Source organism: Streptomyces sp. NPDC041129, assembly GCF_055592265.1.
In genome coordinates, this window is sequence record NZ_JBVIYV010000001.1 from 411,783 (window position 1) to 432,408 (window position 20,626).

The 20,626-nt window shown below is 73.5% G+C and carries 23 protein-coding genes and 1 tRNA gene; 13 read left to right on the forward strand and 11 right to left on the reverse strand.

Annotation, left to right across the window (positions count from 1 at the left end):
* Positions 1-19 precede the first annotated feature (19 nt).
* From ACZ6B1_RS01775 to ACZ6B1_RS01815, 9 genes are all read left to right on the forward strand, one after another.
* Positions 20-595: a GAF domain-containing protein gene (locus tag ACZ6B1_RS01775; RefSeq protein ID WP_468773961.1), complete on the forward strand. Its 576-nt coding sequence runs from the start codon at positions 20-22 to the stop codon at positions 593-595.
* A 202-nt stretch (positions 596-797) separates the two neighbouring features.
* Positions 798-1,826 (forward strand): L-threonine 3-dehydrogenase, encoded by a 1,029-nt coding sequence (gene tdh / locus ACZ6B1_RS01780; protein ID WP_468773963.1) that lies wholly within the window; start codon positions 798-800, stop codon positions 1,824-1,826.
* 34 nt (positions 1,827-1,860) lie between these two features.
* Positions 1,861-3,060, forward strand: a complete 1,200-nt coding sequence (locus ACZ6B1_RS01785) for a glycine C-acetyltransferase (RefSeq protein WP_468773965.1) — start codon at positions 1,861-1,863, stop codon at positions 3,058-3,060.
* A 31-nt stretch (positions 3,061-3,091) separates the two neighbouring features.
* The gene (locus ACZ6B1_RS01790) at positions 3,092-4,003 is read left to right on the forward strand and encodes a LysR family transcriptional regulator (RefSeq protein WP_468773966.1); all 912 of its coding nucleotides are present in this window, start codon (positions 3,092-3,094) and stop codon (positions 4,001-4,003) included.
* Positions 4,004-4,038: 35 nt separating this feature from the next.
* Positions 4,039-4,611: a helix-turn-helix domain-containing protein gene (locus ACZ6B1_RS01795; RefSeq protein WP_468773967.1), complete on the forward strand. Its 573-nt coding sequence runs from the start codon at positions 4,039-4,041 to the stop codon at positions 4,609-4,611.
* Positions 4,608-5,138, forward strand: a complete 531-nt coding sequence (locus ACZ6B1_RS01800; protein ID WP_468773969.1) for a GNAT family N-acetyltransferase — start codon at positions 4,608-4,610, stop codon at positions 5,136-5,138. The genes ACZ6B1_RS01795 and ACZ6B1_RS01800 overlap by 4 nt, the downstream gene beginning before the upstream one ends.
* A gap of 30 nt (positions 5,139-5,168) precedes the next feature.
* Positions 5,169-5,528 carry an MmcQ/YjbR family DNA-binding protein gene (locus ACZ6B1_RS01805; RefSeq protein WP_468773971.1) on the forward strand — a complete coding sequence of 120 codons (360 nt, stop codon included), beginning with the start codon at positions 5,169-5,171 and terminating at the stop codon, positions 5,526-5,528.
* A 100-nt stretch (positions 5,529-5,628) separates the two neighbouring features.
* Entirely contained in the window at positions 5,629-6,936 is a 1,308-nt protein-coding gene (locus ACZ6B1_RS01810) for an MFS transporter (protein WP_468773973.1), read from the forward strand.
* 79 nt (positions 6,937-7,015) lie between these two features.
* Positions 7,016-7,092, forward strand: a tRNA-Pro gene (locus tag ACZ6B1_RS01815).
* A gap of 489 nt (positions 7,093-7,581) precedes the next feature.
* On the opposite strand, the gene ACZ6B1_RS01820 is transcribed toward ACZ6B1_RS01815, so the two are convergent.
* From ACZ6B1_RS01820 to ACZ6B1_RS01835, 4 genes are all read right to left on the reverse strand, one after another.
* Complete coding sequence (locus ACZ6B1_RS01820) at positions 7,582-8,109, reverse strand: NUDIX hydrolase family protein (RefSeq protein ID WP_468775996.1); 528 nt, start codon at positions 8,107-8,109, stop codon at positions 7,582-7,584.
* A 16-nt stretch (positions 8,110-8,125) separates the two neighbouring features.
* A complete protein-coding gene (locus ACZ6B1_RS01825; RefSeq protein ID WP_468773975.1) occupies positions 8,126-9,301 on the reverse strand; it encodes an amidohydrolase family protein in 1,176 nt (391 codons plus the stop codon).
* 2 nt (positions 9,302-9,303) lie between these two features.
* Complete coding sequence (locus ACZ6B1_RS01830) at positions 9,304-10,707, reverse strand: glutamine synthetase family protein (RefSeq protein WP_468773977.1); 1,404 nt, start codon at positions 10,705-10,707, stop codon at positions 9,304-9,306.
* A gap of 75 nt (positions 10,708-10,782) precedes the next feature.
* Positions 10,783-11,592: an SAM-dependent methyltransferase gene (locus tag ACZ6B1_RS01835; protein ID WP_468773979.1), complete on the reverse strand. Its 810-nt coding sequence runs from the start codon at positions 11,590-11,592 to the stop codon at positions 10,783-10,785.
* 161 nt (positions 11,593-11,753) lie between these two features.
* On the opposite strand from ACZ6B1_RS01835, the gene ACZ6B1_RS01840 reads away from it, so the two are divergent.
* Positions 11,754-12,623, forward strand: coding sequence for a Cof-type HAD-IIB family hydrolase (locus tag ACZ6B1_RS01840; protein WP_468773980.1), 870 nt, complete (start codon positions 11,754-11,756; stop codon positions 12,621-12,623).
* A 1-nt stretch (position 12,624) separates the two neighbouring features.
* On the opposite strand, the gene ACZ6B1_RS01845 is transcribed toward ACZ6B1_RS01840, so the two are convergent.
* The 5 genes from ACZ6B1_RS01845 to ACZ6B1_RS01865 form a co-directional block, all read right to left on the reverse strand.
* On the reverse strand, positions 12,625-13,425 hold the full coding sequence (locus ACZ6B1_RS01845; RefSeq protein WP_468773982.1) for an SAM-dependent methyltransferase: 801 nt from the start codon (positions 13,423-13,425) through the stop codon (positions 12,625-12,627).
* Positions 13,426-13,491: 66 nt separating this feature from the next.
* Complete coding sequence (locus tag ACZ6B1_RS01850) at positions 13,492-14,139, reverse strand: endonuclease (protein ID WP_468773984.1); 648 nt, start codon at positions 14,137-14,139, stop codon at positions 13,492-13,494.
* An 8-nt stretch (positions 14,140-14,147) separates the two neighbouring features.
* Positions 14,148-14,492 (reverse strand): DUF3140 domain-containing protein, encoded by a 345-nt coding sequence (locus tag ACZ6B1_RS01855; protein WP_468773986.1) that lies wholly within the window; start codon positions 14,490-14,492, stop codon positions 14,148-14,150.
* Between the two features lie 71 nt (positions 14,493-14,563).
* Positions 14,564-15,049, reverse strand: coding sequence for a Dps family protein (locus ACZ6B1_RS01860; RefSeq protein ID WP_468773988.1), 486 nt, complete (start codon positions 15,047-15,049; stop codon positions 14,564-14,566).
* Between the two features lie 144 nt (positions 15,050-15,193).
* Positions 15,194-15,991 (reverse strand): alpha/beta hydrolase, encoded by a 798-nt coding sequence (locus tag ACZ6B1_RS01865; protein ID WP_468773990.1) that lies wholly within the window; start codon positions 15,989-15,991, stop codon positions 15,194-15,196.
* 156 nt (positions 15,992-16,147) lie between these two features.
* Between ACZ6B1_RS01865 and ACZ6B1_RS01870 the strand changes: the two genes are divergently transcribed.
* Together ACZ6B1_RS01870 and ACZ6B1_RS01875 are read left to right on the forward strand one after the other, a co-directional pair.
* The gene (locus ACZ6B1_RS01870; RefSeq protein ID WP_468773992.1) at positions 16,148-17,335 is read left to right on the forward strand and encodes a thiolase family protein; all 1,188 of its coding nucleotides are present in this window, start codon (positions 16,148-16,150) and stop codon (positions 17,333-17,335) included.
* 166 nt (positions 17,336-17,501) lie between these two features.
* Positions 17,502-18,275: a sulfite exporter TauE/SafE family protein gene (locus tag ACZ6B1_RS01875; protein WP_468773994.1), complete on the forward strand. Its 774-nt coding sequence runs from the start codon at positions 17,502-17,504 to the stop codon at positions 18,273-18,275.
* Here the strand turns inward: ACZ6B1_RS01875 and ACZ6B1_RS01880 are convergent.
* Entirely contained in the window at positions 18,261-19,046 is a 786-nt protein-coding gene (locus ACZ6B1_RS01880; RefSeq protein WP_468773996.1) for a TIGR01458 family HAD-type hydrolase, read from the reverse strand. The two genes, ACZ6B1_RS01875 and ACZ6B1_RS01880, sit on opposite strands and share 15 nt — an antisense overlap.
* Before the next feature lie 61 nt (positions 19,047-19,107).
* Here ACZ6B1_RS01880 and ACZ6B1_RS01885 point away from each other — a divergent pair, with 61 nt between their 5' ends.
* Entirely contained in the window at positions 19,108-19,884 is a 777-nt protein-coding gene (locus tag ACZ6B1_RS01885; protein WP_468773998.1) for a cobalt-precorrin-6A reductase, read from the forward strand.
* On the opposite strand, the gene cobF is transcribed toward ACZ6B1_RS01885, so the two are convergent.
* Positions 19,841-20,614 carry a precorrin-6A synthase (deacetylating) gene (cobF, locus tag ACZ6B1_RS01890; protein WP_468774000.1) on the reverse strand — a complete coding sequence of 258 codons (774 nt, stop codon included), beginning with the start codon at positions 20,612-20,614 and terminating at the stop codon, positions 19,841-19,843. The genes ACZ6B1_RS01885 and cobF overlap by 44 nt on opposite strands.
* Positions 20,615-20,626 lie beyond the last annotated feature (12 nt).

The window sequence follows — 20,626 nt, forward strand, 5'->3', positions numbered from 1 at the left end:
ACAGCGCCGGAGACCGGTCATGAGCTACGAGCCGCCCCGTCCGGTCCGGGGTCTGCTGCTCACCCCCGAGGACAAGGAGGCCCCCGCCCGTACCTCCAGACTCCGCGGGCTAGGTCTGGGGGAGCGGCCCGAACCCGCTCTCGACGCCTTCGCGGACCATCTAGCCCGGCTCACCGGTGCGCCGTACGCCATGGTCAACTTCGTCGGCGAGGACCGCCAGTTCTTCGCGGGCCTGCGCGCCCCGGTGACCGCGCCCGTGGTCCGGGAGGACGGCAGCAGGCCCGAGGTGGGCCGCGTACTCCCGCGCGACCACGGCTTCTGCCCCCACGTGGTGGTCCGGCGCAAGGCCCTGGTGCTGGAGGACGTCCGCGACTACCCGCGCTTCGCGGGCAACCCCGTGGTCGACGAGTACGGCATCCGCTCCTACCTCGGTGCCCCGCTCATCGACAGCTCCGGCATGGCGCTCGGCACCGTGTGCGCAGCCGACGTCGCCCCGCGGGCCTGGGGCCGGACCGGGCTGGAGGCGATCAAGTCGCTGGCCGCCGAACTCGCCGCGCACATGGAGGGATCGGCGCGGGACGGCCTGCCGCTCTGAACGGACTCCCGCCGAGCCCGGACGCGCGACGCAGGCCGCGCCCAGGGGGGCGTGAAGGAAAGCTGAGGCGGCGGTTAAGAAAAGCTCGATGGACCCAGGCGCGCGCGTACGGCAGATTGCAGGGTGATTCCACCCCTCTGACCCGGTGCGGGCTTCTTCGTCATGCCCGCGGGCCGGGACCTCACCCACAGGAGCCGTAGCGTTGAAGGCGCTGGTCAAGGAGAAGGCGGAGCCCGGGCTCTGGCTCACGGACGTCCCGGAGCCCGCCATCGGTCCCGGCGATGTGCTGATCAAGGTCATGCGGACCGGTATCTGCGGCACCGATCTGCACATCCGGGCCTGGGACGGCTGGGCGCAGCAGGCGATCCGCACGCCGCTCGTGCTGGGGCACGAGTTCGTCGGGCAGGTCGTGGAGACCGGGCGCGACGTCAGCGACATCCGGGTCGGCGACCGGGTCAGCGGCGAGGGCCACCTGGTGTGCGGCAAGTGCCGCAACTGCCTCGCCGGGCGGCGCCACCTGTGCCGGGCCACCGTCGGCCTCGGCGTCGGCCGGGACGGCGCGTTCGCCGAGTACGTCGCCCTGCCGGCGTCCAACGTCTGGGTGCACCGTGTGCCCGTCGACCTCGACGTCGCCGCGATCTTCGACCCGTTCGGCAACGCCGTGCACACCGCGCTGTCTTTCCCGCTGGTCGGCGAGGACGTCCTGATCACCGGCGCCGGCCCGATCGGCCTGATGGCCGCCGCGGTGGCCCGGCACGCCGGCGCCCGCAACGTCGTCATCACCGACGTCAGCGAGGAGCGCCTGGAGCTGGCCCGCAAGATCGGCGTGAGCCTCGCCCTGAACGTCGCCGCGACCACCATCGCGGACGGACAGCGGGAGCTCGGTCTGCGGGAGGGCTTCGACATCGGCCTGGAGATGTCCGGCCGCCCCGAGGCCATGCGGGACATGATCGCCAACATGACGCACGGCGGCCGGATCGCCATGCTCGGCCTGCCCGCCGAGGAGTTCCCCGTCGACTGGGCCCGCGTCGTCACCTCCATGATCACCATCAAGGGCATCTACGGCCGCGAGATGTTCGAGACCTGGTACGCGATGTCCGTCCTGCTGGAGGGCGGCCTGGACCTCGCCCCCGTGATCACCGGCCGCTACGGCTACCGCGACTTCGAGGCGGCCTTCGCCGACGCGGCCAGCGGCACCGGTGGCAAGGTCATCCTCGACTGGACCGTGTAACCCCTTCTCCCGCAAGCACCTTCAGGAGCTCCCCATGTTCGACTCCGTGCGCGACGACCTGCGCGCCACCCTCGACGAGATCCGTGCGGCCGGTCTGCACAAGCCCGAGCGGGTCATCGACACCCCGCAGTCCGCGACCGTCAACGTGAGCGCCGGCGGCCGCCCCGGCGAGGTCCTCAACTTCTGCGCCAACAACTACCTCGGCCTCGCCGACCACCCCGAGGTGGTCGCCGCCGCCCACGAGGCGCTCGACCGCTGGGGCTACGGCATGGCCTCGGTCCGCTTCATCTGCGGCACCCAGGAGGTGCACAAGGAGCTGGAGGCGCGCCTCTCGGCCTTCCTGGGCCAGGAGGACACCATCCTGTACTCCTCCTGCTTCGACGCCAACGGCGGTGTCTTCGAGACCCTGCTCGGCGAGCAGGACGCGGTGATCTCCGACGCGCTCAACCACGCCTCCATCATCGACGGGATCCGCCTGTCCAAGGCCCGCCGCTTCCGCTACGCCAACCGCGACCTCGCGGACCTGGAGGCCAGGCTGAAGGAGGCGACCGAGGGCGGCGCCCGGCGCAAGCTGATCGTCACCGACGGCGTCTTCTCCATGGACGGCTACCTCGCGCCCCTCGCGGAGATCTGCGACCTCGCCGACCGCTACGACGCGATGGTCATGGTCGACGACTCGCACGCCGTCGGCTTCGTCGGCCCCTCCGGCCGCGGCACCCCCGAGCTGCACGGCGTGATGGACCGCGTGGACATCATCACCGGCACCCTCGGCAAGGCGCTCGGCGGCGCCTCCGGCGGCTATGTCGCCGCCCGCGCCGAGATCGTCGCCCTGCTGCGCCAGCGCTCGCGCCCGTACCTGTTCTCCAACACCCTGGCCCCGGTGATCGCCGCCGCCTCCCTGAAGGTCCTCGACCTGCTGGAGTCCGCCGACGACCTGCGCGTCCGGCTCGCGGAGAACACCGCCCTGTTCCGCCGCCGGATGACCGAGGAGGGCTTCGACATCCTCCCCGGCGACCACGCCATCGCGCCCGTCATGATCGGCGACGCGGCCGAGGCCGCCCGCATGGCCGAACTGCTGCTGGAGCGGGGTGTGTACGTGATCGGCTTCTCGTACCCGGTCGTCCCGCAGGGCCAGGCCCGCATCCGCGTCCAGCTGTCCGCCGCGCACTCCACCGAGGACGTGGACCGGGCGGTCGACGCGTTCGTCGCGGCCCGTGCCGAGCTGGCGGTCTGACCAGCACGTACATGGGGCGATAATGGACCCCATGATCGAAGCGCGGCGGCTCCACATCCTCCGTGCGGTGGCCGACCACCGTACGGTGACGGCGGCGGCCGCCGCGCTCTACCTCACCCCCTCCGCCGTCTCCCAGCAGCTGACCGCGCTGGAGCAGGAGACCGGCCACCGGCTGGTCGAGCGGGGCGCCAAGGGCGTGCGGCTCACCCCGGCCGGCGAGATCCTGCTCAGCCACACCAACGCCGTCCTCGCCCAGCTCGAGCGGGCCGAGGCCGAGCTGGCCGCCTACGGCTCCGGGGAGGCCGGCACGGTCACCGTGGCCGCCTTCGCCACCGGCATCGCCGAGGTGGTGGCGCCCGCAGTGGCCCGGCTGGCCTCGTCGGCGCCCGGCATAAGGATCCGGGTCCAGGACGCCGAGGGCGACGCCAGCCTGCCGATGGTGCTGGACCGGCAGGTGGACGTCGCCGTCGCCGTGGAGTACCGGGGCGCCCCCGCCGCCGACGACCCCCGTCTGACCCATGTGGCGCTGTACGCCGAGCCCTTCGACGCCGTCGTCCCCGTCGGCCACCGCCTCGCCGACGCCGACGAGGTGCCCCTCGCCGAACTGGCCAAGGACCCGTGGATCGGGCCGTACCCCGGCAACCCCTGCCACGACGTGGTCGTCCTGGCCTGCGAGAGCGCCGGGTTCCAGCCCCGGATGGAACACTCCTCCGACGACTTCCGCGCGGTGGTCGCCCTCGCCTCGGCCGACGCGGGCGTGGCCCTCGTACCCCGCTCGGCCCTGCGCGGCATGGGCCTCGCCGGCGTCGTCGTCCGCCCGGTCGACGGGGTGGCCCCGACCCGTCGCGTCTTCGCGGCGGTCCGCCGGGGCGCCGAGGGGCACCCGCTGATCCGCCCGGTGCTGGAGGCCCTGGGCCGGGCGGCGGGAGTGAGCCTTCCGTAACACGGTTGTCTCATATCAGGGATAGTTTCCCGGATATGAGAACCGAAGTCCCCCACCCCGTCGACGCCCGGATCGGCGCCCGGCTGGCCGAACTCCGCGCCGGGCACGGCTGGTCCCTGGGCGAGCTGGCCGAGCGCAGCGGAGTGAGCCGGTCCACCCTGTCCCGGGCCGAACGCGCAGAGATCAGCGCCACCGCCTCACTCCTCAACCGTCTCTGCCATGTCTACGGACGCACCATGTCCCAGCTGCTCAGCGAGGTCGAGGCGGCGCCGAACCCGCTGGTGCGGGCGTCCGACCAGCAGGTCTGGCAGGACCCCGCGGCGGGTTTCGTACGGCGGTCCGTCTCCCCGCCGCACGACGGCCTGCGCGGCGAACTGGTCGAGGGCAGGCTCGCCCCGGGCGCCGACATCGCGTACGACCGCCCGCCCGTGCCCGGCCTCGAACAGCACCTGTGGGTCCTCGACGGCGCGCTGGAGGTGACCGTGGAGGACACGAGCCACGCCCTCGGCACCGGGGACTGCCTGCGGATGCGGGTCTTCGGCCCGACGCGCTTCCGCTGCCCCGGACCCGGCGAGGCGCGCTACGCGCTGGCGGTGGTGCGGCCATGAAGGTGCTGCGCTGGAGCGGCGCCCAAGTGCGCGAACGGTGCCAGGAGCTGGCGGATCTGCTGGCCGACACCGTGGCTGGGGGAGCCTCGGTCGGGTTCCTCGCGCCGCTCGGGCCTGCCGAGGCCGCCGGCTGGTGGCGGGATCGGGCCGACGCGGTGGCGGCCGGACGGCTTGCGGTATGGGTGGCCGTGGACGGCGCGGACCGGGTGGCGGCCACGGTCGGCCTGGCCCTGCCCGACAAGCCCAACAGCCGCCACCGCGCCGAACTCGTCAAGCTGATGGTGCACCGCTCCGCGCGCGGACAGGGTCTCGGCCGCAGGCTCCTGGCCACCGCCGAGCGGGCGGCCGTCTCCGCCGGCGTCACCCTGCTCCACCTCGACACCGAGACCGGCAGCCCCGCCGAGCACCTGTACCGCTCGGCGGGCTGGACCCCGGCCGGCACCATCCCCGACTACGCGGCGAGCCCGTCCGGCGAACTGCGCCCGACCACCCTCTACTACAAGCGGGTCGGTCCGCCCACCGGGTGACTGTCAGTGGCGGGGGCTAGCGTGCGTGGCATGCCGGACGCAGAAGACGTACGCCGTATCGCCCTGTCCCTGCCGGACACCACGGAGAAGACCGCTTGGAGCATGCCCACGTTCCGGGTGGCCGGGAAGATGTTCGCGACCCTCCCCGAGGACGAGACCTCCCTCGCCGTGCGCTGCCCGAAGGAGGAGCGCGACGAACTGGTGCTGGCCGAACCGGAGAAGTTCTGGATCGCCGGCCACGAGGCCCAGTTCGCCTGGGTGCGGGCGAGGCTCGCGGCGCTGGACGACGAGGCGGAGCTGCGCGACATCCTCGCCGACTCCTGGCGCCAGGCCGCTCCGCCCCGACTCCTGGAGCACCACCCCGAGTTGGGCGCGCCCGGCGCCCCCTGACAGGGCTCCCGAAAACGGCTCGGCGGGTACCGGCGCGACATGGCATGATCCCGCGCGGCGCACGAGGTGAGGGCGGGGAACCGGGAGGGGAGTACGCGGGATGACCGGAACGCGGGCACGGCACGTCGACGTCGCGAGCACGGGAGGGACGGGGCGGCGGCGCCGGGCCGGAGCCGAGGGCCCCGCGGTCTGGTCGCGGGACTTCGCGCTGTTCTTCGTGGCCCGGGCCGTCGCCCGGCTCGGCGACACCATGCTGCCCGTGGCGCTCGCCGCCGGCCTGCTGCGGCACGGGTACGGCGCCGGGGCGGTCGGCCTCGCCATGGCCTCCGCGTCCGCCGCCTTCGCGGGTCTCGTCGTCTTCGGCGGGGTGATCGCCGACAGGTTCAGCACCCGCAGGCTGATGATCGGCGCCGACCTGGTCAGGCTCGTCACCCAGTCCCTCGCCGCCGTCCTGTTCTTCTCGGGGCACGTGGTCCTGTGGCAGATCTGCGTCATCGGGATCGTGGGCGGCGCGGCCGCGGCCGTCTTCCAGCCGGGCGTGGCCAGCACCGTGCCCCGCCTCGCGCCCGACGTCCAGGGGGCGAACGGCGCCATCCGGGTCGCCGAGTCGGTGGCCCAGCTCGCGGGACCGGCCGCCGCCGGCCTCCTGGTCGGCTTCGCCTCGCCCGGCGGTGTGTTCGTCGCGCACGCCGCCACCTACGCGATCAGCGCCCTGTGCCTCCTGCTGCTGCGGCTGCCGCCGCTGCCCGGGGGCGCCCGCACCACCGGACCCGGCCTGCGCGCCTTCCGGGCCGATCTGGCCGAGGGCTGGCGGGAGTTCCGGTCCCGGACCTGGCTGTGTGGCGTGATCGTCATCTGGGGCGTGTACATGATCGCCACCTGGGGGCCGACCGTCCCGCTGGTGGCGGCCGAGGTCGTCCAGCACCACGGCCCGCGCGCCTACGGCCTGATCAACTCGGCCCTCGGCGCGGGCACCGTCGTCGGCGGCCTGCTCGCCCTACGGCTGCGCCCACGCCGCATGCTGCGCGCGGGGGCGCTCGCCCTGTTCGCCTTCTTCGGCTTCCCGGTCGCCGTCGGCGCCGGTCTCGGCGTACCGGCCATGGCGGTGGGCGCGGCCGTGGCCGGGGCCGGACTGTCCTTCTGGGGCGTCATGTGGGCGACCACCGTGCAGACCCAGGTGCCCGGGGACGTCCTCAACCGCATCCACGCCTACGACGTGGCCGGCTCCCTCGCGATGATGCCCGTCGGCCAGGCCCTCGCGGGGCCGGCGGCCGCCGCCCTGGGTGCCGGCCACGTCCTGCTGATCGCCGGCGGAGTGAGCCTGCTGGTGGCCACGGCACTGCTCGCCGTCCCGGCGATACGCGGCCTCACCCGGGCCGACGCCCCGGCCTCCCCCCGTCGCCGGTAATGGATGCGCGACCACCGACCCGAGTGCGGTATTGTTTCCCTGCGCGTTTCGACCGGGGAAACCCCAGGTCAAACGGCACCGGGACGTGGCGCAGCTTGGTAGCGCACTTGACTGGGGGTCAAGGGGTCGCAGGTTCAAATCCTGTCGTCCCGACCAGCTTCTTGCGATGGTCGGAGGTCGTCTTCTCAGATATGAGGAGACGACCTTTGTCGTGTCCGGGGCTCTTCCGTGCGCGACTCGCCCGCCCCGGCCCCCTCACCTGCCTTCCCGGCTTCCCCACCGACCTCCTCGTCGCTCATCGCGGCCGCCCCGTCGGCCTCTCCGGCGTCCGTGGCGGCCGTCCCGGTCGGTCCCCGGGCGAGCAGGGGATGGCGGTCGCCGGTGGTGATCTTGGGTGTCTCGGGTGCCGGCCCTCCCGGTTCCCGGCCATCACGCGCGCCCGGTGGTCCTTTGTCCGGTCCCGGCGCCCGCCCGCCGGTCACGCCGGAACGGTCCGGACAGTCCCTGGATCGAGCGGTGCATGCCGGCCTCCTGACACGATCCCCCGTGGCGGCTCGGTCGTCCTTCGACTGTGGCTTCGGCGGCCCCGGGCCTCAGCGGGAGCGGGCCGGGGTGCCGCGGCCGGAACGGCACCCGCCACCAACGTCAGGACACCAGCCCCACATGGGCCAGGGCCTGCTTCAGCAGCACGCCGTGCCCGCCCGGCATCTCGCCCTGCAGAGCCGCCGAGGCGGCCTCCTGCGGACTGAACCAGACCAGGTCGAGCGCGTCCTGCCGGGGGCGGCAGTCGCCGGTCACCGGCACGACGTACGCCAGCGAGACGGCGTGCTGGCGCGGGTCGTGGTACGGCGTGACGCCGGCCGTCGGGAAGTACTCCGCGACCGTGAACGGCTGCAGGGAGGCCGGCACCCGGGGCAGGGCGACCGGGCCGAGGTCCTTCTCCAGATGGCGCAGCAGGGCGTCCCGTACCCGCTCGTGGTGCAGGACACGGCCGGACACCAGGGTCCGGCTCACCGTTCCGTCCGGGCCGATGCGCAGCAGCAGTCCGATGCTCGTGACTTCGCCGCTGTCGTCCACGCGCACGGGCACGGCCTCGACGTAAAGGATCGGCATCCGGGCCCTGGCCATCTCCAGCTCGTCCGAGGACAGCCAGCCGGGCGTGGTTTCGGTCATGTCAGACATTGCTTGATCATACTTTCCGGGTGGGGCGCTCGCTGCGGTCGCGGGCCGGTTCGTTCGGGGGCAGTGCGTAGAGTCGGCGGGCGTTGTCGCGGCCCGTCCAGGCCGCGATGCGCAGGGCGTCGGGCAGGCTCAGCTCGTCGTCGTCCACCCGGTCCTGGAGCAGTGCGCCCAGGGCGCGCCGGAAGGACAGCGCGCCCAGGTGGTGGAACTCGGCCACACCGTAGGCGTCGGAGCTGTACAGCAGTTTGCGGAACGGGGTGATCTCCAGCGCCTCCTCCAGTACCGCCCGGCAGCGCGCCGGGCCGGTGTAGTGCAGGGCGAGTCCGACGTCCAGGTACACCTGCTCGAACACCGCCGACAGATAGGCGGCCTGGCGGTGGTAGGGCCAGCAGTGCAGCAGCAGGACCGGGACCGTCCCGGCGGTCAGCCGCAGCCAGTCCGTGAGCAGCGCGGGGTCGGCGTGGTGCAGCCGCAGGTCGGCGTCGCCGAAGCCGGTGTGCAGTTGCAGCGGCAGACCCAGGTCGACCGCGGTCCACAGCAGATGCCGTACGAGAACCGGGTCCTCGAGCCGCCCGCCGCGCGCCAGCCACCGCCCGGCCGCCCGGGTCACCTCGCCGTCCGCGGGCCGCTTCGGGGCGAGGTCGAAGCCGGTGCGGTAGGCGGCCACCGATTTCACCGCGATCACGCCGGGCCGTCGTACGGCCTGCTCGGCGGCCGACCGGAACGCGTCGGCGTATCCGCCGGCCGTGACACCCCCGGCCGCCGCCTCCTCGGCCACCCGCTCGAGTCGCACCACCTCGTGGGCGGTGGCGCCCGAGGCCTCGGCCAGCTCGGCGGGGGAGGTGACGGGGTGCGGGGCGTAGCCGGTGTCGACGCAGAACGCCTCGGCTCCCGCGGCGGCCAGGAAGCGGCGGTTGACCTCGCGCCAGCCCAGCTCGCGGCGCCGGGCCAGGTATTCGGCGGGAGGCGCGTGCCGGGGCAGGTCCAGCAGGGGCGCGCAGTGCCGGCGCACCGCCCCGCCCACCGGGCTGTCGAAGGCCGACACGCCGGGCCAGACATCGCCCTCGGTGATCAGCGACTCGAACCCGGCGGGCGTGAGGTCGGCCGTGACGGCGCCGTGGCAGTGGTGGTCCACCAGCGGCAGAGCGGCGAGGGCCTCGTGGACCGGCCCGGGCGCGGCCATGGTCAGTACGTCCAGCGGTAGGCCGCCGCGACCCGCGCGTCGTCCAGGCCGTCCACCGCCGCCGCCTCGCCGAGCCGTACGGCGGTCACCGCGTCCGCCAGGACCGGGCCCAGCGCGGCCCGCAGCACCTCGTCGGCCCGGAACTCCTCGACGGCCCCGGGCAGCGACACGGGCAGGCGCCGTACGCCGAGAGCCGCCGCCTCGTCCGGTCCGTACCGGGCCGGATCCCCGGTGATCTCCTCCGGCAGCGTCCGGGACGCCGTCAGGCCGTCCAGCCCGGCGGCGATCACGCAGCCGAACGCGAGATACGGGTTGGCGGCCAGGTCGACCGGCTTGACCTCCATGTTCGCCTCCTGGGCCCGGCGGCCCGTCGTGCCGGTGACCATCCGCAGCGCGGCCTCGCGGGTCTCCCGGCCCCACGCGGCGAAGACCCCCGCCCACTGGGAGGGCCTCAGCCGCAGATAGCTGGCCGGGCTGGGCGCGGTCACCGCCGTCAGCGCGGGCAGGTGCGCGAGCACCCCGGCCGCGAACGACTCCGCCTCGGCCGTCATGCCGTACCGGCCGTCGCCGCCGGCGTGCAGGTTCACCCCGTCGCGCCAGCACGACAGGTGCAGATGGCCGCCGTTGCCGACGCCCTCGGCGAGGACGGCGGGGGAGAAGGACACCCGCAGACCGTGCCGCCGCGCCACCGCCCGGATCGTCTGGCGCACCAGGACGCTGCGGTCGGCGGCGGCCACCGGGTCCAGCGCGCCCACCGAGACCTCGAACTGCCCGGCCGCGTACTCGGGATGGATCTGGTCGACGTCCACGCCCTGGGCCGCGAGCGCCGCGTACAGGTCGGCGGTGCAGTCGCTCAGCCCGACCTGCCGGACGGCGCCGTACGCCGGGCCGGTCACCGCCGGGACGAACTCCCCGTCGGGCGTGTCATCGAGCCCGAAGGTCCACTCGACCTCGACGGCCGCCCGGAAGGCGAGGCCGTGCCCCTCGGCGGCCCGTGCGACGGTCCGGCGCAGGAAGGTGCGGGAGCAGCCGGGGTGGGGCTCGCCCTCCTGCGTGATCCGGTCCACGGGCGCCCAGGCCCAGCCCGGCTGCCCGGCCAGCACCACCAGCCGGTCGAGATCGGGGTAGAGCCGCAGGTCGCCGTCCGGGGAGCCGAGGACGCCGGTGGTGACGATCGAGTCGTCGGCCAGGAACGTGTCGAAGACCGGCGACATGCCGACCCCCCAGGCCGCGGCCGCCTCCAGCCGGGCCGTCGGGACGGTCTTCACCCGGCCGACGCCCGCGGTGTCCACGTACGCGAGGACGACGCCGTGCACGCCCCGCGCGGTGAGCTCGGCGGTGAGCGCGGCGACCCGCTCCAGGTCGCCGGGCCGGCCACCGGGCACCGGGTCGGCAAGGGTGGTCATACGTCCTCCTCGACGGGCTCGGCCCCGGCCGGCCGGGGCGGCGGGGCCGGGCTCGGCTCCGGTCCGCGGGTCCGCTCAGGGTTTCACGGCCACCGCGCCGAACTGCGGTACCGCCGCGGCGTCGGGTTCGGCGCGCCACTGCGAGCACGGCACCAGGCCCGGCTCCAGCAGCTCCAGACCGTCGAGGAACGCGGCGATCTCCGCGTGGCCGCGGGCCGTGATGGGCGGGGTGGCGTTGGCGTTCCAGAACTCCATCGCGGCGATGTTGCCCTCGCCGCCCACCTCGGCGTCGAAGGTGGGGTGGGTGAGTACCAGGAAGCTGCCGGAGGGCACCGCCGCCATGATCCGCCGCACGATGTCCCGGGCCTCGCCCACGTCCAGGACGAAGTTGAGGATGCCCAGCATCATCACGGCGACCGGCCGGTCCAGGTCCAGGGTCTCGGCGGCGCCGCGCACGATGGCCTCGGGGTCGTGCACATCGGCGTCGATGTAGTCGGTGACGCCCTCGGGGGAGCTGGTGAGCAGCGAACGGGCGTGCACCAGGACGATCGGGTCGTTGTCGACGTACACGATCCGGGAGTCGGGCGCGACGCGCTGCGCGATCTCGTGGGTGTTGTCCACCGTCGGCAGGCCCGTGCCGACGTCGAGGAACTGGCGCACCCCGCGCTCGGCGGCCAGAAGGCGCACCGCCCGGCCGAGAAAGTCCCGGTCCGCCCGGGCCACCGCCCGGATCACCGGGAACATACCGGCGATGTGCTCGCCGACCCGCTGGTCGACCTCGTAGTTGTCCTTGCCGCCGATCCAGTAGTTCCAGACCCGCGCGTTGTGCGCCACGGAGGTGTTCAGCCTCGCCGGTCCGGCGGTCGGGGAATGCCCCTCGCTCACGTATCCGCCCCTCTCACGTGCGGTTGCCCGCCGTCATTGTGCCGCTCCTTGATCGCGCTGTCCCGGGAACCCCGGACCGTGACGGGCCGGGCACCCTCCGGTGTTCCGCGGCGCATGAGGAACACTGGATCAGGTACCCCTCCCCGATCCGGAAGCAGGACATGCACGCCACGCCCGCGCCCCTCGCCGACATCGCCGCGCCCGTCACCGGCTCCGCCGACATCCGGCTCGTCGTCACCGACATGGACGGCACGCTGCTGGACGACGCCAAGCGCGTCCCCGGCGGCCTGTGGCCGATGCTCGCCGAACTGCGCCGCCGGGGCGTGCTGTTCAGCCCGGCGAGCGGCCGTCAGTACGCCACGCTGGCCCGGGAGTTCGCGGACGTCGCCGAGGGGATGGTGTTCATCGCGGAGAACGGCACCTACGTCGTCCGCGACGGTGTGGAACTCAGCTCCGACCCGCTGGAGCCGGCCGTCGCCGCGGACGTCGCCCGCACGGTACGGCGGCTCGCCGCGGACGGCGTCGACGTGGGCGCCGTCGTCTGCGGCAAGCGGTCGGCGTACGTCGAGCGGTCCGACGAGGCGTTCCTCGCGGAGGTGCGCAAGTACTACGTCGAGCACCGCGTCGTCGAGGACGTCACCGCCGTCGAGGACGAAGTGATCAAGGTGGCGCTGTTCGACTTCGGTTCGGCCGAGCACAGCACGGCCCCGGCCCTCGGGGCGTTCGCCGCCACCCACCAGGTCGTCGTGTCCGGCGAGCACTGGGTCGACGTCATGAACCGCACCGCCAACAAGGGCGCCGCTCTGCGCGGCCTCCAGCGCGAACTGGGCATCACGCCGGCGCAGACGATGGTGTTCGGCGACTACCTCAACGACCTGGAGATGCTGGACGCCGCCGAGTGGTCCTTCGCCATGGCCAACGCCCATCCGGAGGTCGTCCGCCGGGCACGCCTGCTCGCCCCGGCCAACAACGACAACGGGGTGCTGCGGACCATCGCCGAGGTGATCGGGATACCGCTCCAGCGGGCCTGAGTCAGCGCTTCAGCCCGACCGCGCCGTACAGCGAGACCGGCGCGGCGTCGTCGGGCGCGTCCTGCGAGCGCCACCGGGCGACCGACTCGATCCCGGGCGGCAGCAGTTCGAGTCCCTCGAAGAACACGCCGACCTCGGCCCGCGAGCGGGCCACCAGGGTGACCCCGCCCGCCGCGTAGGCCGCGATGCCCCGCCGGACGTTCTCCGGCTCGAAGTCGGCCGTCATCGTCGACAGCACCAGGCAACTGCCCGGGGCCAGCGCGTCGACCAGCGTGCGGACCAGGTCGTGGGCCCCGTCCTCGTCGGCGACGAAGTGCAGCAGGGCGATCAGGGAGAGGGCGACGGGGCGGCCGAAGTCCAGGACACGGGAGGCCTGTTCGAGGATGGCGCCCGGATCGCGGGCGTCGGCCTGGAGGTACTCGGTCACACCCTGCGGGGTGCCGCGCAGCAGCGCGTGCGCGTGGGCCAGCACGATCGGATCGTTGTCCACGTAGACCACACGGGCGTCCGGCGCGACGGACTGGGCGACCTGGTGCAGGTTGGGTTCGGTGGGTATGCCGGTGCCGATGTCCAGGAACTGGCGGATGCCCGAGTCCCCGGCCAGCACTCGGGTGGCGCGGCGCATGAAGGCGCGGTTGGCGAGTGCCGCGCGCGGGGCACCGCCGTCGATCGCGGCGATCTGCCGGCCGAGCTGTTCGTCGACGGGGTAGTTGTCCTTGCCGCCGAGGAACCAGTCGTAGACCCTGGCCGGATGCGGCCGGGTGGTGTCGATGGCCTGGGCGGCCGGCTCGGTCCCCGTCACGTGCTGCTCCTCCGCTCAGGCCGGACCCCCTGGGTCAGCCGGGGGATCGGGAGCAGTGTGACACGATCATGAGGCGCGGCGCAGACAGTCTTCGGCCACCTCTCCGTCCAGCGCCGCCCGCACCAACGCCGCGGCCAGCACGGCCGGTTCGGTGTCCCCGGCGAGCCGCGCCAGCCGGTCGGCGTCCTTGGGCAGGCCGAGCCGGGCGGCACCGGACAGCGCCTTGCCGTCGAAGTACGGTGCGACATCCGGCCACACCCGCTGGGCCTCACGCAGGAAGATGTCGGCGCCCGCCGGCCCGATGCCCGGCTCCTCCTGCAGCAGCCGCTTGAGTTCGTCGGTGTCGCCGCCCGCCTCCTCGTGCAGCCGGCGCAGATCACCGCCCCAGCGGTCGGTCAACAGCTCCGCGCCGTCGCCGAGTTGCGTGGCCGTGCGTTCGTCGTAGCGCCGGTAGCCGCCCCGGCCCAGCGCGTCCACGCGCTGCTGCCAGTCCGCCCCGGCCATGCGCCGGGGACTGTCGAGACGGTCCTCGTGCAGCGCGCGGGCCGCGGCCACCGCGACCGAGGCCCGGATCCGGGCGCTCAGCAGAAGGGAGAGCACGAGCAGCCGGTACAGCGGCTGCGGGGTGTCCTTCAGCCGGATGTCCGCCTCCTCGGCGTACGTCCGGCCGCACGCGGACACCAGCTCGCGCACGACCCGTTCGTCGCGGTTCACGGCGCGTCCTACGGCTTGAGGGGGTCGTGCCCCAGCGTCATCAGCCGGTGCCGGCGGCGGGTGTCCTCCGGCGTCCGCTCCGGCTCGGGTTCGTTCTCCATGTCCACCAGGTCACCGACGGTGTCGACGACCCTGTGCATCACCTGCACGTCGTCGTCGGTCAGGTCGGTGCGGCGCTTCTGGAGGATGGCGAGGACGTGCTGCCCGGTGGGCGAGCCCGCCCGGTCGGGCAGCGGCTCGACCTCCTCGTCGGCGTCCCGGACCCTGAGCCAGGAGGCGAGTTCCGCCGAGGTCATGTTCACCACGCGGTGGAAGTCCTCCCACAGCGCGTCGATCTCGATTGCGTCCGCCATGGTTTTCCCTTCCGGGTGCGGGGCCGGCTCACCCGCGGCGGGCCGGCCGTCGAGCGTCGGGCGGTGCCGGATCACTTGCCGTCGAGGGGCCAGTTCTCGGCCTCGAACATCCAGCGCTGCTTCTCCAGGTCGGCCGTGATGGCGATCAGCAGATCCTGGGTGACCGGGTCCGGCTCGTCGGTCGCGGCGATGCGCTCCCGCAGCCGGCCGATCGCCGACTCGAGGGCCGACACCATCAGTGCCACCACCTCGGTGTCGCGCAGCCAGCCCTCCTTGGTGCCGGGCAGGGCGAGGGCCGCGGCGACGGTCTCGGGTCGCCCGTCCGGCGGCAGGCCGAGAGCGGCGGCGCGCTCCGCGACCGTGTCCGAGTGGGCCCGGGCGGTGTCGACCACCTCGTCGAGCTGGAGGTGGATCGAGCGGAACCGCGGCCCGACGATGTTCCAGTGAGCCTGCTTGCCGATCAGTGACAGACCCAGCAGGTCCACGAGGGTGTCCTGCAGGGCGGTGCCCGTGATCTTGAGCGCCTCGTCGGACAGCGTGCTCTTCACCACGGTCATGACGCGGTTCTCTCCTTCTGTCGTCTTCATCCGTGACGTGCCGGTCGATGTCGTTCCGTCCGGCTCGGTGCCGTGACATCCGGCTTCGTGGTGTCACGTCCGACGATGCGGGTGCCCGGCGCATGCCGGGGCAAACGTGCCTGATCAGCGGGGCAGTACCCGGTCCAGGAAGCGGATCAGCTCGGCGAAGACCTCCGCCCGGTTCGTCTCGTTGAACACCTCGTGCCGTGCTCCGGCGAAGATCCGCTCGGTCAGCCGTCCGCCGCTGAGCCGCTCCACGCCGGCCCGGCTGCCCGGCAGCGGCACCAGCCGGTCGTCGTCCCCGTGCAGCCACAGCACCGGCAACGGCCCGACGTCCCCGCCCTCGTCGACGGCGTCCAGGGTCCGGGTGAAGGCCTCCAGCGTCGGCCGCTTCATCGGGCCGTGCCACACCAGTGGGTCGGCGGCGTAGGCGGCGCCCACGGCGGGGTCGCGGGAGAGCGCGGCGGGGCTGATCGGGGTGTCCGGGATCTCGTCCAGGGCGAGCAGCCGCCCGGGCAGCTCCCAGGCGCCGATCACCGGCCCGGACAGGACCAGCGCGCTCAGCCCGGAGCCGTACCGCTGGGCGTACCGGGCCGCGATCAGACCGCCCATGGAGTGGCCGGCCATGACGAGCGGCAGTCCGGGATGCGCGGCGGTGGCCAGGGCCGCCACCCGGTGCACGTCCGTGACCACGTCATCGAAGTCCTCGATCACCACCCGCTCACCGGCCGACCGCCCGTGCCCGACGTGATCGGGGCCGAACACGGCCGCCCCGTGCCCGGTGAGCACGCCGGCCAGTTCGTCGTACCGGCGGACGTGCTCCCCGTAACCGTGCACCACGATGGCCAGGTACCGCGGCTCCGGGTTCGGCCACTCGGTCACGGCGATGCCGCCGAGGTCGTGCTCGCGGACGTCGGTCATGTCTCCTCCAGCCGGTTCGGCGCGGCTCACGGGGGGATCTTCCCAGGGGGCGGGCGGTCGGGCTATAGTCCAAAACTAGCAGTGCTAATTAAGAGTGCTGCCGAACGGACCCCGGTCCGTGCTGATCCACAACGTCGTCGGTCAGGAGTCCCAGCCGTGCGTCCCGTCCACTTCGCGGCCGCCCGCCGCACCCCCATCGGCAAGCTGCGCGGAGCCCTCTCCACTGTGCGGCCCGACGACCTGGCGGCCACCGTGATCCGCCGGCTGGTGGCGGACCTGCCCGCCCTGGACCCGGCCCGCATCGACGACGTCTACTGGGGCGCCGCCAACCAGGCGGGCGAGGACAACCGCAACGTCGCCCGGATGGCCGCGCTGCTCGCCGGCCTGCCCGAGTCCGTGCCCGGCGCCACCGTCAACCGGCTCTGCGCCTCCGGCCTCGAGGCGGTCACCGCCGCCGCCCGCACCATCGCCGCCGGCGAGGCCGACATCGTGCTCGCGGGCGGCTCCGAGTCCATGAGCCGCGCCCCCTTCGTTCTGCCCCGCCCCGACGAGGCCCTGCCGCACCGCATCGAGACCCATGACACCAGACTGGGCTGGCGCCTGGTCAACCCCGCCATGAAGGACCTGCACGGCCTGCTGGCCATGGGCGAGACGGCCGAGGAGGTCGCCGAACGGTACGGCGTCTCCCGCGCCCGCCAGGACGAGTTCGCCCTGCGCAGCCACCAACTGGCCGCCACCGCCCGGAAGAACGGCCACTTCGACGACGAACTCCTGCCAGTGGAGCGCCCCGACGGCATCACCGTCGACCGGGACGAGTGCGTCCGCGAGGACACCTCGCTGGAGAAGCTGTCCCGCCTCAAGCCGGTGTTCCGCGCGGGCGGCACGGTCACTGCGGGCAACGCCTCCCCGATGAACGACGGTGCGGCCGGACTGCTGCTGGTCAGCGAGGAGGCCCTGAACGATCTTGGCCTGGAGTCCCTCGGCCGGTACGTCGCCGGTGCCTCGGCGGGTGTCCACCCCGACGTCATGGGCATCGGCCCGGTCCCCGCCACCCGCAAGGTCCTTGCCCGGGCCGGCTGGACCATCGGCGACCTGGGCGAGGCCGAGTTCAACGAGGCGTTCGCCGCCCAGGCCCTCGCCTGCGTCGACGAACTGGGCATCGACCCCGACCTGGTGAACCCCACCGGCGGCGCGATCGCCCTCGGCCACCCGCTCGGCTGCTCCGGCGCCCGCATCCTCACCACCCTGCTGCACCGGATGCGGCGCACGGGCGCCGAGCGCGGGCTCGCGACCATGTGCGTCGGCGTCGGGCAGGGCAGCGCCGTGCTGGTCGAGAGGCACTAGCGTCGAGGGGCACTGGCAGGGCTTCGGCGGGGGCGACGGGGGCGGCACGGCAACTCCGTGCGCCCGACGCCTGCCGCTGAACCGCCCCCGGGTCACCGCGCGGCAGGACCGCGCCGTGGGACGGTCCATACGCCGCCGGACGCGTGCACATAGCATCGGTCGCCGTATGAACACGATGACGCTCTGGCACATATCCGGCTGGGGGTTCGCCGCCCTCGCCCTCGCCGCCCTGCTGGTGGGCTTCTCCAAGACCGCCGTCAGCGGGGCCAACACGGTCAGCCTCGCGGTCTTCGCCGCGGTCCTGCCCGCCCGCGCCTCCACCGGAGTGCTGCTGCCGGTCCTGATCGCCGGCGACGTGCTCGCCGTGCTCACCTACCGGCGGCATGCCCACTGGCCCACGCTGTGGCGGCTGTTCCCGGCGGTCGCGGCCGGTGTGGTGGCCGGCACGCTGTTCCTTCTGTGGGCCGACGACGCGGTCGTACGGACCTCGATCGGCGCGATCCTGCTGCTGATGGCCGGCGTCACGCTGTGGCGGCGGCGCCGGGCCGAGGCGGAGGCCGAGCCGGACGCCGTCACCACCCGGGCCGGCCGGATGAAAGCGCGCTCGTACGGCGTCCTGGGCGGGTTCACCACGATGGTCGCGAACGCGGGCGGCCCGGTGATGTCGATGTATCTCCTTTCGGCGGGCTTCCGCAAGCTCGGCTTCCTCGGTACGTCGGCCTTCTTCTTCCTCATCGTGAACGTGTCCAAGGTGCCCTTCAGCGCGGGACTCGGTCTGATCGACGGTCGCTCCCTGCTGCTCGACGCCGCGCTCGTGGTGTTCGTCGTGCCCGGCGCGTTGATCGGCAAATGGGCTGTGAGCAGGATCAACCAGCGGCTCTTCGAACAACTGGTGATCGCCGCCACGGTCGTCGGCGGTGTGCAGCTACTGCTGCGCTAGGCCCAGCAGCGCCGGGACGTCCGCGAAGGAGTCCACGACGTGGTCGGGGGTGCCGCCGGCGTTCTCGTGCGTCTCCGGCCGGTACTTCCCCGTCCGCACCAGGACCCCGGTGATCCCGGCCCGCTGCGCCGCGAGAACGTCCGACTCGACGTCGTCGCCCACCATCAGCGCTTCGTCCGCACCCGCGCCGAGCCGGGACAGCGCGGCCTCGAAGAACGCCCGGGACGGTTTGCCCGTGACCTCCGCCTCGACCCGCGCCGCCCGCTCGAGGCCGAGCAGGAAGGCACCGGAGTCCAGTTGCAGCCCGGAGTCGGTCCGCCAGTACAGATTCCGGTGCATCGCGACGAGCCGCGCCCCGCGCTGCAACTGCCCGAACGCCCGGTTCAGTGCCGAGTAGTCGAACTCCGGCCCCGCACCGCCCACGACGACCACGTCCGCACGGTCGTCGTCGACCACGGTGATGTCACCGAGGTCCGCCCCCACGTCCCCGCTGTTGAGGAGGGCACAGCGGGCGTCCGGGTAGTGCTCGGCGAGATGGACGGCCGTGGCGGCGGGCGCGGTCAGCACGTCCTCCACGTCCACCTCGAAGCCGGCCCCCGCCAGCGTCTTCGCGATCGACGCCCGGGAACGGGACGTCGTGTTGGTCACCAGGACCACACCGAGACCGGCCCCGCGGATCCTCGTCAGCGCCTCCACCGCACCCGGCAGCGGCTTCCAGGAGACGGTGAGGACGCCGTCGATGTCGATCAGGAGGGCACGCACGGATTCCATGGCCCGACGGTAGCCCTCCGCGCGGCCGACCGGCCCGAGCGACCTCGGTACGCTCACCCTCATGTCCCCGCACGTCCTGATCCTCGGCGGCACCACCGAGGCCCGCCGTCTCGCCGCGGACCTCGCCGCACACCCCGGTGTCCGGGTCACCAGCTCGCTGGCGGGCCGGGTCGCCCGGCCGGCACCGGTGGCGGGCGAGGTCCGGATCGGCGGCTTCGGCGGGCCGGAGGGCCTCGCCGACTGGCTGCGCGCGCACCGGGTGGACGTCCTGGTCGACGCCACCCACCCCTTCGCCGAGGCGATCACGGCGAACGCGGCCCGCGCGGCGGCGGCCACCGGTGTCCGCGCCCTGGTGCTGCGGCGCCCCGGCTGGCGGCCGGGGCCCGGCGACGACTGGCACTTCGTCCGCTCCCTCGAAGCGGCCGCCGAGGCGCTGCCCCGCCTGGGCCGAAGGGTGTTCCTCAGCACCGGCCGCCTGGGACTCGCCGCCTTCCGGCACCTGACGGACCTGAGCTTCGTCGTCCGGTCGGTGGAGCCGCCCGAGCCGCCGATGCCCCAGGACACCCGGGTGCTCCTCGCCCGCGGCCCGTTCACCGTGACCGACGAGACGCACCTCCTGCGCGCCCACCGGATCGACGTCCTGGTCACCAAGGACAGCGGAGGCGAGGCGACGGCCGCGAAACTGACGGCCGCACGGGACCTGGGGCTGCCCGTGGTCGTCGTACGCCGTCCCGCGCCACCGGCCGGTGTCACGGTGGTGCCCGACGTGGCCGGCGCACTGGAACGGCTGGGCCTCAGCTCTCCCCGGGGTTCCGGCGCAGCAGATACGTGTCCATGATCCACCCCTTGCGCTCCCGGGCCTCCGCGCGCACCCGCTCGATGCGGGGCCCGGCCTCGGCGAGCGGGCCGGAGACGAGGATCTCGTCCGGGGTGCCTATGTACGCCCCCCAGTAGATGTCGATGTCCTGCTCCGCGTACCGCCGGAAGGTTTGGTGCGCGTCCAGCATCACCACGACGTCGTCCACCCCTTCGGGGAACCCCTCGGCCAGCCGCCGCCCGGTGGTGATCTGCACCGGCCGGGCCACCCGGTTCAGTCCCGTGCGGTGCCGGGCCACCAGGGAGGAGACGCTGCTGATGCCGGGCACCACGTCGTACTCGAACTCCACCGCGCCCCGGTCCAGCACCTCCTGGAGGATGCCGAGCGTGCTGTCGTACAGCGACGGGTCCCCCCACACCAGGAACGCGCCGGTGCCGTCCTCGCCCAGTTCCTCGGTGATCAGCCGCTCGTAGATGCCCGCGCGCGCGGCGCGCCAGTCCTCCACGGCCGGGGAGTACGCGGTCCCGCCCGCCGTGCGGTCCCGCTCCGGGTCACGGGCCGTGACCAGCCGGAACCCGCCCTCGGGCAGATGCGCGTCGAGCATGTCCCGGCGGAGCCGGGTGAGGTCGCTCTTCACCTCGCCCTTGTCGAGCAGGAAGAACACGTCCGTGCCCCGCAGCGCCTTGACCGCCTGAAGGGTGAGCTGGTCGGGGTCGCCCGCGCCGATACCGATGACATGAATCTTTCGCACGCCCAGAGTCTG

Excerpts from the sequence above, each read along its gene's own strand:
- ACZ6B1_RS01790 (WP_468773966.1), top strand. The coding sequence starts at position 3,092 with ATGATCGAAGCGCGGCGGCTCCACATCCTCCGTGCGGTGGCCGACCAC.
- ACZ6B1_RS01795 (WP_468773967.1), top strand. The coding sequence starts at position 4,039 with ATGAGAACCGAAGTCCCCCACCCCGTCGACGCCCGGATCGGCGCCCGG.
- ACZ6B1_RS01805 (WP_468773971.1), top strand. The coding sequence starts at position 5,169 with ATGCCGGACGCAGAAGACGTACGCCGTATCGCCCTGTCCCTGCCGGAC.
- ACZ6B1_RS01825 (WP_468773975.1), bottom strand. The coding sequence starts at position 9,301 with ATGGCCGCGCCCGGGCCGGTCCACGAGGCCCTCGCCGCTCTGCCGCTG.
- ACZ6B1_RS01880 (WP_468773996.1), bottom strand. The coding sequence starts at position 19,046 with ATGGAATCCGTGCGTGCCCTCCTGATCGACATCGACGGCGTCCTCACC.
- ACZ6B1_RS01810 (WP_468773973.1), top strand. The coding sequence starts at position 5,629 with ATGACCGGAACGCGGGCACGGCACGTCGACGTCGCGAGCACGGGAGGG.
- ACZ6B1_RS01775 (WP_468773961.1), top strand. The coding sequence starts at position 20 with ATGAGCTACGAGCCGCCCCGTCCGGTCCGGGGTCTGCTGCTCACCCCC.
- ACZ6B1_RS01885 (WP_468773998.1), top strand. The coding sequence starts at position 19,108 with ATGTCCCCGCACGTCCTGATCCTCGGCGGCACCACCGAGGCCCGCCGT.
- ACZ6B1_RS01785 (WP_468773965.1), top strand. The coding sequence starts at position 1,861 with ATGTTCGACTCCGTGCGCGACGACCTGCGCGCCACCCTCGACGAGATC.
- ACZ6B1_RS01800 (WP_468773969.1), top strand. The coding sequence starts at position 4,608 with ATGAAGGTGCTGCGCTGGAGCGGCGCCCAAGTGCGCGAACGGTGCCAG.
- ACZ6B1_RS01875 (WP_468773994.1), top strand. The coding sequence starts at position 17,502 with ATGAACACGATGACGCTCTGGCACATATCCGGCTGGGGGTTCGCCGCC.
- ACZ6B1_RS01820 (WP_468775996.1), bottom strand. The coding sequence starts at position 8,109 with ATGACCGAAACCACGCCCGGCTGGCTGTCCTCGGACGAGCTGGAGATG.
- ACZ6B1_RS01860 (WP_468773988.1), bottom strand. The coding sequence starts at position 15,049 with ATGACCGTGGTGAAGAGCACGCTGTCCGACGAGGCGCTCAAGATCACG.
- ACZ6B1_RS01855 (WP_468773986.1), bottom strand. The coding sequence starts at position 14,492 with ATGGCGGACGCAATCGAGATCGACGCGCTGTGGGAGGACTTCCACCGC.
- ACZ6B1_RS01840 (WP_468773980.1), top strand. The coding sequence starts at position 11,754 with ATGCACGCCACGCCCGCGCCCCTCGCCGACATCGCCGCGCCCGTCACC.
- ACZ6B1_RS01865 (WP_468773990.1), bottom strand. The coding sequence starts at position 15,991 with ATGACCGACGTCCGCGAGCACGACCTCGGCGGCATCGCCGTGACCGAG.
- ACZ6B1_RS01830 (WP_468773977.1), bottom strand. The coding sequence starts at position 10,707 with ATGACCACCCTTGCCGACCCGGTGCCCGGTGGCCGGCCCGGCGACCTG.